The 12,218-nt window shown below is 65.4% G+C and carries 9 protein-coding genes and 1 pseudogene; 7 read left to right on the top strand and 3 right to left on the bottom strand.

The features are described 5' to 3' along the window. Positions 1 to 39 precede the first annotated feature (39 nt). The 6 genes from CH285_RS11125 (at position 40) to CH285_RS11100 (ending at position 6,474) form a co-directional block, all read left to right on the top strand. Positions 40 to 318, top strand: a complete 279-nt coding sequence (locus CH285_RS11125) for a sarcosine oxidase subunit delta (protein ID WP_027494732.1) — start codon at positions 40 to 42, stop codon at positions 316 to 318. Beyond that, positions 315 to 3,158: a 2Fe-2S iron-sulfur cluster-binding protein gene (locus CH285_RS11120; protein WP_094644145.1), complete on the top strand. Its 2,844-nt coding sequence runs from the start codon at positions 315 to 317 to the stop codon at positions 3,156 to 3,158. The genes CH285_RS11125 and CH285_RS11120 overlap by 4 nt, the downstream gene beginning before the upstream one ends. After that, the gene (locus tag CH285_RS11115) at positions 3,151 to 3,729 is read left to right on the top strand and encodes a sarcosine oxidase subunit gamma (RefSeq protein WP_032367896.1); all 579 of its coding nucleotides are present in this window, start codon (positions 3,151 to 3,153) and stop codon (positions 3,727 to 3,729) included. Before CH285_RS11120 ends, CH285_RS11115 begins: the two co-directional genes overlap by 8 nt. Positions 3,730 to 3,821: 92 nt before the next feature. Beyond that, the gene (folP, locus tag CH285_RS11110) at positions 3,822 to 4,688 is read left to right on the top strand and encodes a dihydropteroate synthase (RefSeq protein WP_094644229.1); all 867 of its coding nucleotides are present in this window, start codon (positions 3,822 to 3,824) and stop codon (positions 4,686 to 4,688) included. After that, a complete protein-coding gene (locus tag CH285_RS11105) occupies positions 4,685 to 5,095 on the top strand; it encodes a glycine cleavage system protein H (RefSeq protein WP_051364920.1) in 411 nt (136 codons plus the stop codon). The genes folP and CH285_RS11105 overlap by 4 nt, the downstream gene beginning before the upstream one ends. Continuing rightward, positions 5,092 to 6,474, top strand: a complete 1,383-nt coding sequence (locus CH285_RS11100; protein WP_094644144.1) for an L-serine ammonia-lyase — start codon at positions 5,092 to 5,094, stop codon at positions 6,472 to 6,474. Before CH285_RS11105 ends, CH285_RS11100 begins: the two co-directional genes overlap by 4 nt. Before the next feature lie 80 nt (positions 6,475 to 6,554). Here the strand turns inward: CH285_RS11100 and purU are convergent, their stop codons facing one another. The 3 genes from purU to CH285_RS11085 form a co-directional block, all read right to left on the bottom strand. Next, the gene (purU, locus tag CH285_RS11095; RefSeq protein ID WP_094644143.1) at positions 6,555 to 7,403 is read right to left on the bottom strand and encodes a formyltetrahydrofolate deformylase; all 849 of its coding nucleotides are present in this window, start codon (positions 7,401 to 7,403) and stop codon (positions 6,555 to 6,557) included. A gap of 25 nt (positions 7,404 to 7,428) precedes the next feature. Next, complete coding sequence (locus CH285_RS11090) at positions 7,429 to 9,894, bottom strand: GcvT family protein (protein ID WP_094644142.1); 2,466 nt, start codon at positions 9,892 to 9,894, stop codon at positions 7,429 to 7,431. A 177-nt stretch (positions 9,895 to 10,071) separates the two neighbouring features. Further along, the gene (locus CH285_RS11085) at positions 10,072 to 11,715 is read right to left on the bottom strand and encodes a BCCT family transporter (RefSeq protein WP_080729038.1); all 1,644 of its coding nucleotides are present in this window, start codon (positions 11,713 to 11,715) and stop codon (positions 10,072 to 10,074) included. A 362-nt stretch (positions 11,716 to 12,077) separates the two neighbouring features. Between CH285_RS11085 and CH285_RS28375 the strand changes: the two are divergent. Continuing rightward, a pseudogene (locus CH285_RS28375) lies at positions 12,078 to 12,218 on the top strand (S-(hydroxymethyl)mycothiol dehydrogenase); the annotation flags it as partial.

The following is a 12,218-nucleotide window of genomic DNA, read 5'->3' as shown; positions in this document are numbered from 1 at the left end:
GACACACGCAGCACCCGAACGAGAAATCATGGAGTGGCAATGCAATTGATCGAATGCCCGTGGTGCGGGAGTCGAGAAGAGACCGAGTTCCACTACGGCGGCCAGGCGCACATCGCCTACCCCGAGGATCCCTCGGCTCTGACCGACGAACAGTGGGCGCACTTCGTGTTCTTCCGCGACAACCCCAAGGGGCTCTTCGCGGAACGGTGGAGCCACAGCGCGGGCTGTCGGCGTTGGTTCAACGCCGTGCGGGACACCGCCACCTATCGAATCCACAGTGTCTATCGCCTCGACGACCCGAAGCCGGTGAACCCATGACCGCATTCCGCACCGCATCCGGCGGCCGCATCGACCGCACGAGCACCTTCGACTTCACGTTCGGCGGCTCGGCCCTGCAGGGCCACCCGGGCGACACGCTGGCATCTGCGTTGCTCGCCAACGGCATTCATCAGGTCACCACCAGCATCAAGCTCGGCAGGCCCCGTGGATTCACCGCCGCATGGGCCGAGGACACCGGCGGACTCGTACAGATCGAGGAGCCGTTCCCCGAGCCGATGCTGCTCGCCACGACGATCGAGCTGTACGACGGCCTGGTCGCTCGGGGCATCCCCGGACAGGGGCGTCTCGCCGAGATCTCCGACTCCGCCAAGTACGACGCCATGCACGCCCACGCGGACCTGTTGGTCGTCGGCGCCGGCCCGGCCGGTCTGACGGCCGCCCTGGTCGCCGCCCGTAGTGGCGCTCGCGTGGTCGTCGTCGACGATCAGAGCGAGTTCGGCGGCTCCCTGCTCGGCTCCGACGACGTCATCGACGGACGGCCGGCCCTGGACTGGGTTGCCGACGCGGTGGCCGAGTTGTCGACCTTCCCCGACGTGACGTTGCTGCGCCGCACCACCGCGTTCGGTTCCTACGACGACGGCTTCGTGCTCGCCCTCGAGCGCCGCACCGATCACCTGGGCTTGGAAGCTCCTGCAGCGCTGAGCCGTCAGCGAGTCTGGCGTATTCGCTCGCGTCACATCCTGGTGGCCACCGGTGCCCACGAGCGGCCCGTCGTCTTCACCGACAACGACCGACCCGGAATCATGTTGGCGCACAGTGCACGTACGTTCCTGCATCGCTACGGCGTGACGGTAGGAACCGAGGCCGTGGTGTTCACCACCAACGACAGCGCGTACAAGGCAGCCGTCGATCTGCACGACGCCGGGGTCCGCATCGCGCGCATCGTCGATGCCCGCTCCGAGGCACCGGAACACTGGCTCGGCCTGTGCCGCGAGCGCGGTATCGAGGTGCGCACCGGTAGCGTCGTGTCCGGCACCCGCGGCGACACCCGCGTGACCCACGCACTGGTCTCCGGTGCAGACGGTGCCACCGACACCGTGGCGTGCGACGTACTGCTCGTCAGCGGCGGTTGGAACCCCGCCGTCCACCTGTTCAGCCAAGCCCGCGGAAAGCTGCGCTACGACAGCACACTCGGAGCGTTCGTTCCCGCGGACGACATCGAGGGCATCAGTGTCGCCGGATCGGCCTCGGGAGTGTTCGATCTGGCCGGATGCCTCCGCGACGGCAACTCGGCCGCGGCAGGCGTGCTGACCCGTCTCGGCTTCGACATCACCGAAACATCGCCTCCAGCAGCCGAATCCGTGCCGATAACCGAGTCACTGGTGCTGTGGCGGGTGCGCGACGACTTCGGAGCCGACAGCCAGTTCGTCGACGTGCAGCGTGACGCGACGGTGGCCGATCTGGTCCGCGCCGTCGGTGCAGGCATGTCGTCGATGGAACACATCAAGCGCTACACCACGATCGGCACCGCGCACGATCAGGGCAAGACCTCCGGTATGGTGTCCTCGGGCATCGTGGCGGAGCTGCTCGACAAGCCGGTGGAGAACCTGGGCACCACCACCTTCCGACCGCCGTACACCCCGGTGGCGTTCGCCGCGTTGGCCGGCCGCAACCGCGGCATAGCCTTCGACCCGGAACGGGTTACTGCAGTTCATGATTGGCACGTCGCACGCGGCGCGGTCTTCGAGGACGTCGGACAGTGGAAGCGGCCCCGCTACTATCCACTGCCCGGTGAGGAGATGCACGACGCCGTGCTCCGCGAGTGCGCGGCCGTGCGTGCGAGCGTCGGCATGCTCGACGGTTCGACACTGGGCAAGATCGACGTGCAGGGCCCCGACGCCGGTGTGGTACTGGACATGTTCTACACGAACATGATGAGCAACTTGAAGGTCGGCATGGTTCGCTACGGCGTGATGTGCGGTGCCGACGGCATGGTGATCGACGACGGCACCGTGATGCGGTTGGCGGACGACCGATTCCAGGTGTTCACCACCACGGGCGGCGCAGCAGGAATGCTCGACTGGATGGAGGAATGGCTGCAGACCGAATGGCCGCACCTGGCGGTTCGGCTGACGTCGGTGACCGAGCAGTGGGCCACGTTCCCCGTCGTCGGACCGCGCTCCCGCGACCTCGTCGGCGAGATCTTCCCCGAGCTCGACGTCTCCAACGAGGCGTTCCCGTTCATGGCCTGGCGTGACGCCTCGGTCGACGGTGTGCCGGTACGCGTGGCGCGCATCAGCTTCTCCGGTGAACTGGCCTTCGAAGTGAACATCGATTCTTGGCACGCCCACGCACTGTGGTCGCGGCTGATCGATGCGGGCGAGAAGTACGGCATCACCCCGTACGGCACCGAGACCATGCACGTGCTGCGGGCCGAGAAGGGCTACCCGATCGTCGGCCAGGACACCGACGGGACCGTCACCCCACAGGACCTCGGTATGAGCTGGGCGGTATCGAAGAAGAAGCTCGACTTCATCGGAAAGCGCTCGTTCGACCGTGCCGAGAACCGGAACCCGTTGCGCAAGCAGTTCGTCGGGCTCCTGCCCGTCGATCGGGAGACCGTCCTTCCCGAGGGCTCGCAGATCATCGAGCACTCCGAGAGCGGCGTCCTCCCCGAGCTTCCGGTTCCGATGCTCGGCCACGTCACGTCGAGTTACGCCAGCGCAGAATTGGGCAGGCCGTTCGGGCTGGCCCTGCTCGAGGCCGGGCGTGACCGACTCGGCGACATCCTGCACGTCCCGGTGGGCGACACCCTCGTCGCCGTGGAAGTCACCGGCTCCGTACTCGTCGACCCGGAAGGTAACCGCCGTGATGGCTGACCGACTCGCCGCCAGAAGCCCACTCGCAGAAACAGTTCTGCCGGACTCGTCTGCTGTACGCATCGTGGAGGAGCCGTTCCTGGCCGGGATCGACCTGTGGGTCGACCCGAGCGGGCCGGGCGGTGCCGCTGCCTCGACCGAGCTCGGCACCGAGTTGCCCGGCCCCGGACGCGTCGCCGAGGGCACGAACACCACCGCGATCTGGCTCGGCCCGGAGGAGTGGCTGGTGATCGGGGCGGGCCTCGATCCGGTCGAACTCGAACACCGTCTCGGCTCGGCCGTTCGTGAGCATCGCGGTGCGGCAACCGATGTGTCCGCACAGCGAACCAGTCTGCGCCTGAGCGGTTCCCGGGCCCGCGACGTGCTGGCGAAAGGGTGCTCGATCGATCTGCACCCCCGCGTCTTCCCGGCCGGGTCGACGGTACAGACGATGCTGGCGATGGCAGGCATGATCCTCATTGCCTGTGACGACACCGGAACGGACTATCGAATCCTGGTGCGCTCGTCGTTCGCACGCTATCTCGCAGCCTGGCTGACCGACGCGGCCGAGGAATACACCGACGCCGGCTGAGTCGGACCACCGAACCCGACGCGAGAGAAAAGGTGACCGCAGTGCTCACGACCGTCTCCACGGCAACCCGGGCAGCCGATGCCCGCGACCAGTTGCTGACCCGGTTGACGACCTCGCATCCGGTCGTCTGCGGGATCGTCAACGTCACCCCGGATTCGTTCTCCGATGGCGGCCGCTTCCTGGACTCGGATCGTGCTGTGGCGCATGCTCTGTCGATGGTCGACGCGGGTGCCGAACTGCTCGACATCGGCGGTGAGTCGACCCGGCCGGGGGCAACCCCGCCCACCGTCGACGAGGAGATCGCCCGAGTCGTACCGGTGATCGACGCCCTGTCCAGGCTTACCTCGACACCGCTGTCGGTCGACACCTCACGGCCAGAGGTGATGCGACAGGCGGTACGCGCCGGGGCGAGTGTCATCAATGACGTTCGTGCTCTTCGTCTTCCGGGCGCACTCGCCGCAGCTGCCGAACTGGACGTTGCCGTATGCCTGACGCATATGCAGGGCGAACCGGCGACGATGCAGCATTCCCCTCGGTACGGCGATGTCACGACAGAGGTCCGCGAGTTCCTCGACGACCGGGCCGCCGAATGCATCCGGGCCGGAATCCCGGCGTACCGCATCCTGGTCGATCCCGGATTCGGATTCGGAAAGACTCTCGAGCACAATCTGCAACTGCTGCAGGGCCTTCGGGCGCTCACCGCGGCCGGCCGACCGATCATGGCGGGTCTGTCGCGGAAGGGAATGATCGGTGCCATCACCGGACGAGAGGTCGACGGCCGACTCGCCGGATCACTCGCCGCCGCGATCTTCGCGGCCCAGAACGGGGCGTCACTCCTGCGGGTTCACGACGTCGCCGCCACCATCGACGCACTGGCCGTGATGCGGGCAGTGAGGTCGCTCGACGTACTGCCCTCACACCCAGGTCAATCCACGACGAATGCCGAGGCCACCTCATGACCGCATCCCTCTCCTCCGCCCGTCGGCTCTTCAGCGCCGAGCACGGTTGGATGGCCGTCGACCCGTTCGGTTCACCGGCCCAGACTCCGAGCCGTGTGGGGGTGACGCCGGCAGCGTTGGCCGACGCGGCCGACATTATCGGCGTCGATCTTCCGTCGGTACGTACCGTGCTCGCCGCCGGTGATGCGTGCGGCACTATCCACACCTCCGCCGGCTCGGTCACGGTGTACGCCCCGGCGAGCGGCATGGTCACGATCGTCAACCCCGCTGTGCGCGAGGACCCGTCGCTCGTCGCTGCCGATCCGCTCGGTGCCGGCTGGCTGTTCGCGGTCCTGACTCCCGCGGCCTCGTCGTTCGACGACCTGACCATGCGCGAGCCGACCGGCGCAGTGCGGACGACCTCATGACCATCAGTGTGTTCGACCTCTTCTCCGTCGGAGTCGGCCCCTCGAGTTCGCACACCGTCGGACCGATGCGCGCGGCCGCCCGATTCGTCGACGATCTGCGGACCATGTCTGCGTTCGACGACGTTCGAGAGCTGGCGGTCGATCTGTACGGCTCGTTGGCCGCGACCGGAGCCGGCCACGGCACCATGACCGCCGTACTGCTGGGGCTGGAAGGCCATGCGCCCGAGACCATCACGACCGAGGTCATGGAAGAACGGCAGGCATCGATGGCGGCCACCGGCCGAATCGTCTTCGGTGGTCACCGAGAGATCGACCTAGCGGTCGATGACATCGTGCTGCGTCCGTTGACGGTACTGCCGTTCCACCCCAACGGGATGAAACTGACTGCGCGCAGAGCGGATTCGACCGAACTGCACAGCGAAGTGTACTTCTCCGTCGGTGGCGGCTTCGTGGTGACCGAGGCCGAAAGCGTCGAGGCCGTCGCACCCCTCGTCTCCGCGAACGGATTCGCGTCGGCCAAGGAACTACTTCAGCTCTGTGAACGTCGGCGCTGCAGCATCAGTGACGTCATGACCGAGGTCGAGCTCGAACGCCGCACACACGAGGAGATTCGGGACGCGTTGCTGCACATCCGTGACGTCATGGTCGAGTGCGAGGTTCGCGGCATCTCCCGCGACGGCTACCTTCCCGGCGCCCTGGGAGTGCGGCGTCGAGCACGGGACTGGTTCCTGCGGCTCGATGCCGAGGATCCGAACCGTTCGAGCGAATTCGCCGAGGACTGGGTCAATCTCGTCGCACTCGCCGTCAACGAGGAGAACGCGTCGGGCGGACGAATCGTCACAGCACCCACCAACGGAGCGGCCGGCATCATCCCGGCCGTGCTGCACTACGCGACCCGCTACACCGCAGCCGGGGTCGCCGATCCCGACGGCAGCACGGTGCGCTTTCTGCTCACCGCCGGCGCAATCGGGTCGCTCTACAAGGAGATGGCGTCGATCTCCGGTGCCGAAGTGGGCTGCCAGGGTGAGGTGGGTTCGGCGGCGTCGATGGCCGCAGCCGGTCTGGCCGAGGTACTGGGCGGCACACCCGAACAGGTGGAGAACGCCGCCGAGATCGCGATGGAACACAGCCTCGGTCTCACGTGCGACCCTATCGGCGGACTGGTGCAGATTCCGTGCATCGAACGCAACGCGATCTCGGCCGGTAAGGCCATCAATGCGGCTCGGATGGCATTGCGCGGCAACGGCACCCACCGCGTCAGCCTGGACCAGGTGATCGAGACAATGCGGTCCACCGGGGCCGACATGCACTCGAAGTACAAGGAGACCTCCAGCGGCGGCCTCGCGATCAACGTGCCGGTGAACTTCGTGGAGTGCTAGAGGCCGAGAACTTTCTCCACCGCCACACAACGACGAGGGGCCCGTACCGATTCGGTACGGGCCCCTCGTCGTGTGTCGGCTCAGCTGAAGATGACCGTCCGGTGTCCGTGCAGCAGGACGCGATTCTCGCAGTGCCAGCGGACCGCTCGCGAGAGTGCGAGTGCCTCGGCGTCCTGTCCGACGGTGGCCAGACGAGACGGGTCGTGAGTGTGGTCGATACGAATGACCTGCTGCTCGATGATCGGGCCCTCGTCCAGGTCGGGGGTGACGTAGTGCGCCGTCGCTCCGACCTGCTTGACGCCCCGGTCGAATGCCTGGTGGTAGGGCTTCGCGCCCTTGAAGCCGGGCAGGAACGAGTGATGGATGTTGATCGCCTTGCCGTGCAGGGCTCGACACGTCTCGTCGGAAAGCACCTGCATGTAGCGGGCCAGCACCACCAGGTCGACCTCGTACCCGGCGACGAGGTCCAGCAGGCGTTGCTCGGCCTCGGCCTTGGTACCCGGGGTGACGGGAACGTGGACGAACGGCAGCCCGGCAGCCTCGGCCATCGGCCGCAGCACCTCGTGATTGCTCACCACGGCCACCAGTTCGCCGCCGAGATTCTGTGAGCGCCAACGGAAGATGAGGTCGTTGAGGCAATGCCCCATCTTGGACACCATGACGAGCACGCGCGGCTGGCTGCAGCCGTTGAAGGTATACGTCATCGCGAATCGATCGGCCACCTCGCGGAAGCTGTCCGTCAGCTTCTCGATGTCGGTGGCACCGCTGGCCACGAACGAGGTGCGAAGAAAGAACGAGCCGTCCGTGGAGTCGTCGAACTGTTGGTGTTCGGCGATGTCGCAGTCGTTGTCGAAGAGGAACGCACTGACGGCCCGGACGATGCCCGGCCGCTGGCCGCAGCTGAGCGTGAGGGTGAAGTTCTCGGTCATCGAATCTCCTGGTACTGGTGGGTCGTCAGCTGCGGATCTTGGCCATCTCGGGGTCGACGAGAGGCTCGGCCACGACGGTGGCGGACACGAGCCGATCGAAGTATCGAATCTGTACTGCTGCACCGGGTTCTGCGCTACCGGCAGGAACCCAGGCGTAGGCGATCGGCGCACCGACGGTGTGCCCGAACGAGGCGCTGGTGACGTAGCCGGCGGGTTCGCCGTCCACCAGGACCGGCTCGTGGCCGAGTACCACCGACGTGCCGTCGTCGATCTTCAGGCAGACCAACTTCTTGGAGACGGTGTCGTCGGACATCTCGAGTACGGCGTCGCGGCCGCGGAATTCGCCCTTCTGGGGGCGCACCGCGAAGCCGAGACCTGCCTCGTAGGGGTTGTGCTCGGTGGTCATGTCCGAACCCCACGACCGGTAGCCCTTCTCCATGCGCAGGCTGTTGAACGCAGCGCGCCCACCGGCGATGATCCCGAACTCGGAACCGGCCTGCCACAACATGTCCCACAGTCGCTGGCCGTAATCGGCGGTGGTGTACAGCTCCCACCCGAGCTCGCCCACGTATGACAACCGCATCGCGGTGACGGGCACTCCCCCGATACGAACCTGCTTGCAGCGGAAGTACTTGAAGTTCTCGTTCGAGAAGTCGTCCTGGGTGAGCTTCTCGACGACGTCGCGGGCGTGGGGACCCCACAGACCGATGCAGCACGTGGATCCGGTGATGTCGTCGACGGTGACGCTGCCGTCGCTCGGCGCTTCGCGGCGGAGGTAGTCGAAGTCGAGGTTGCCGTTGGCACCGACCTGGAACTCGTCGGCCGACAACCGCGCCACGGTGAGATCGCTTCGGACGCCGCCCTTCTCGTCGAGAGCCAGCGTGTACGTGACAGCTCCGACGGACTTGTCCATCTTCCCGGACGTCAATTCCTCCAACAGTGCCAGCGCACCGGGTCCGCGAACGCGCAGACGCTTGAGCGGGGTCATGTCGTACATGGCGACGGACGTACGGGTCTTCCACGCCTCGGCCGCGGCAATGGGCGAATGGAACATCGACGCCCACTCGTCGCGCTCGGGCGGCTGCCACTCGGCGGGAAGCTGGTGCACCAGATCGGCATTGGCCTCGTACCAGTGCGGGCGTTCCCACCCGCCGCCTTCGAGGAACACGGCACCGAGCTGATGCTGCCGCGCGTTGAAGGGACTGACCCGAACGTCACGCGGGGACAACCGCGGCTGCGAGGGATGCAGCACGTCGTAAATCTCGACGAAGTTCTGCTGCGAGGTTTCGCTGACGTACGAGGGATCGAGCTGGAAATCCTCGAAGCGGTTGACGTCGCATCCGTGGAGCTCCACCTCGGAGCGTCCGTCGACCAGCAACTGTGCGATGGCCCGGCCGACTCCGGCCGAGTGCGTCACCCACACGGCCTCGGCGATCCAGAAGCCCTTGACGTCCGGGGATTCACCGAGCAGCGGTCCGCCGTCGGGGGTGAACGAGAAGACTCCGTTGAAGCCGTGGTCGATCTTGGCGGTCTCGAGGCAGGGCAAGAGGAGCTTGGACTGCTCCCACGACGGGGCGAAGTCCTCCTGCGTGAAGTCGAGCATGGACGGCATCGCCTCGTCGGTCACACCGTCTCCGCCGGGCAGGGTCTTGGTGTCGACGGGCATCGGGCGGTGCGCGTAGGTTCCGATGCCGAGACGGTCGACGTGCTCGCGGAAGTACAGGTCCTGATCCTGATGACGAAGAATGGGCATGCCGGCCTCGGCCGCTTCGGTGTTGCGTCCCACCAGTTCCGGGATCTGATCGGTCTTGGCGTACTGGTGCGCCAAGGGCAGCAGCGGCACCTTCATGCCGACCAGTTCGCCCACATCGGGGCCCCAGAAGCCGGCGCAGGACACCACGATGTCGGCCTCGATGACGCCGTTGTCGGTTGCCACACCTGTGACGCGGCCACCCGTCTGTTCGATTCCGATGACCTTGGTGGAACCACGGAACACGGCTCCGCGCGATTCTGCGCGACGGGTGAGTGCCACGACGGCACGGGACGCTTTGGCAAGACCGTCGGTCTCGACGTACAGACCGCCGAGAACTCGCGAACGGTCGATCAGCGGATGCAGTTTGGCGCATTCGGACGGGTCGATGACAGATCCTTCGATGCCCCAGGACGTGGACCAGCCCTGCTTGCGATGCAGGTCGGCCAGTCGCTCCTCGGTGGTGGCCACTTCGAGGCCGCCGAGCTGATTGAAGCACCACTGTCCGTCCACCTCGAGGCCCATGAACTTCTCGACCGTGTATCGGGCGAGTTCGGTCATGGTCTTGGATGCATTGGTCTGGAACACCAGACCCGGTGCGTGCGAGGTGGATCCACCCGTGAGAGGGAGCGGCCCCTGATCCAGCACGGTGATGCGATCCCAACCGCGTGCGGTGAGCTCGTCGGCCACGTTGGTACCGACTATGCCGGCGCCGATGATGACAACTCTCGGTGAACCCATGGTGGTCCTTCCGTATCGGGGGTGGAGAGATGGAGCTCGGCCGAAGCGGTCCACGGCCTGCACGACAACTAACCAGAGATTGATATATCAAGAGTATGGGCAGGGATGGTTGTGGTCAACCCCCGAAATACCGATGGTGCGGGACGCATAGTTTCGCGTCCCGCACCATCGCTCACTTCACTTGCCGGCCTTGACTTTCGGCGGGGCCTTGGGGTTCTTGACGATGAACGGATCGTTCGTGACGTCCTTGTACAGCGAGACACACGTCCCGATCATCACCAGTACGAACGGCGCCGCCACGATGATGGTCATCGTCTGCAACCCGTTGAGAGCGTCCGAACCTCCCGTCCACAGCATCAGGATCGCGATGCCGCCGGTGACGACACCCCAGAAGGCGACGACCCCACGGGACGGATCCAGGGTGCCCCGTTGCGACAGCGTGCCCATCACGATCGAGGCAGCGTCGGCACCACTGACGAAGAAGATGCCCACCAAGACCATCACCAACACCGACGAGATGCCGGCCAACGGGAAGTGGTCGAGAACCGCGAACAGCTGCGACTCCGGCTTACCCAGGGCCACCAGATCCTCGGTTCCCTTCTGCTGCTCGCCGATTGCCGCACCACCGAAGATCGAGAACCAGACCAAGCTGACCGACGTCGGGATGAGAATGACGCCGATGACGAACTGGCGGATGGTGCGACCGCGACTGATGCGAGCGAGGAACATACCGACGAAGGGGGTCCACGAGATCCACCAGGCCCAGTAGAAGATCGTCCAGGACGAGAGCCAGGACTCGGTCTCGGGGCCACCGGATGCCGCCGAGCGCGCCGACATGCCGGCGATGTGCGCGGCGTAGTCGCCGAGAGTGGTGGGCAGCAGATTCAGGATCAGGACCGTGGGGCCCGCGACGAACACGAAGATCGCAAGCACGAGTGCCAGCACCATGTTGATGTTCGACAGCCACTGAATTCCTTTGGAAACCCCGGACACTGCCGAGGCCACGAACGCAAGTGTCAGGATGGCGACGACAGCCACGAGCAGAAGCGTCCCCGCTTGATTGACCCAGCCGAGAACCTCGATACCGGAACCGATCTGGAGTGCGCCGAGGCCGAGGGATGCCGCGGTGCCGAACATCGTGGCGAAGATCGCCAGAATGTCGATGACCTTGCCGATGGGGCCTTCGGCGCGGCGGCCGATCAGGGGGATGAACGAGGAGCTGATGAGCTGCTTGCGGCCCATCCGGTAGGTGCCGTAGGCGATGGACAATCCGACCACCGCGTACATCGACCACGGATGCAGTCCCCAGTGGAAGATGGCCGTCGAGAGTGCGGTTCCCACAGTCGAATCGGTGATCCCGGGCGGCGGGGTGACGAAGTGGGTGAGCGGCTCGGCCACTCCCCAGAAGATCAAGCCGATTCCCATGCCGGCGCTGAACATCATTGCGATCCAGCTGACGGTGTTGAATTCGGGCTTCTCACCGTCCTTGCCGAGCGGAATCTTCCCGTATCGACTGAGTGCGAGCCACAGCGCGAAGATCACGAATCCGGTGGCCGAGAAGATGAACAGCCAGCCGACGTTGGTCACGACCCAGTCGAGTACCGACGCGTTGACGGACTTCATGTTCTCGGTGCCGAGGATGCCCCACGCCAGAATCGCGATCACGATGGCGGCGGTGATACCGAACACCACCTTGTCGGTGCGCGGCTTGCCCTCCTCTCCGTGGTGATAGACCTCGAGGGGGCCGTAATGATGAGGGGCATGTTTCTCGGGTGCAGCGACGCGAGTTTTGTCGCCCCGGGGTTTGCTGTTCGTTGTCACATCGTTCTCCCTCCGGCTCTCGCCGAATAGGTGTGTCGCCCGTGCACGCAGCGTGGGTGGTCGGATAGGTGCGCGACTCGTTGCTCTCTGCGCAACTACGATTTGTTTGGACTCGAACAAGACTGAGCCGACCCAGGGGCTATGTCAATAGATGGCTGGTCATTTCGACGCGTTAATCACGGTTCTCCGAATCGGACAACGCCTCTGAACAGCATCTACGCAAGTGCAAATGCCAAAAGTTGTCCGCATTCGATACTCGCTTTTAACATTCGATACTGTCCGGTAACTGATATATTAAGCCGATTCCACCACCGCCGGCGGCCTCGAACGCCGCTCCTTCACCTCACTCAGGAGTACCAACCATGCCGCAGCAGGTCCGCGCCGTCGTCGCCAAGAGCAAAGGCGAGCCCGTCTCGATCGAGACGATCACCATTCCCGATCCCGGCCCGAACGATGTCGTGGTCACCATCGCCTCGTGCGGGGTGTGTCATACCGATCTGCAT

Origin of the sequence: Rhodococcus sp. 05-2256-B1 (assembly GCF_002258465.1) — a bacterium.
GTDB classification, from domain to species: domain Bacteria; phylum Actinomycetota; class Actinomycetes; order Mycobacteriales; family Mycobacteriaceae; genus Rhodococcoides; species Rhodococcoides fascians.
The sequence above is the reverse complement of the archived record's forward strand: the minus strand, read 5'-3'. Positions and strand labels throughout refer to the sequence as shown.

What these genes read in the sequence shown, in the direction of transcription:
- CH285_RS11115 (WP_032367896.1), top strand. Translation starts at nt 3,151, where the DNA reads ATGGCTGACCGACTCGCCGCCAGAAGCCCACTCGCAGAAACAGTTCTG.
- CH285_RS11090 (WP_094644142.1), bottom strand. Translation starts at nt 9,894, where the DNA reads ATGGGTTCACCGAGAGTTGTCATCATCGGCGCCGGCATAGTCGGTACC.
- CH285_RS11105 (WP_051364920.1), top strand. Translation starts at nt 4,685, where the DNA reads ATGACCGCATCCCTCTCCTCCGCCCGTCGGCTCTTCAGCGCCGAGCAC.
- CH285_RS11125 (WP_027494732.1), top strand. Translation starts at nt 40, where the DNA reads ATGCAATTGATCGAATGCCCGTGGTGCGGGAGTCGAGAAGAGACCGAG.
- purU (WP_094644143.1), bottom strand. Translation starts at nt 7,403, where the DNA reads ATGACCGAGAACTTCACCCTCACGCTCAGCTGCGGCCAGCGGCCGGGC.
- CH285_RS11100 (WP_094644144.1), top strand. Translation starts at nt 5,092, where the DNA reads ATGACCATCAGTGTGTTCGACCTCTTCTCCGTCGGAGTCGGCCCCTCG.
- CH285_RS11120 (WP_094644145.1), top strand. Translation starts at nt 315, where the DNA reads ATGACCGCATTCCGCACCGCATCCGGCGGCCGCATCGACCGCACGAGC.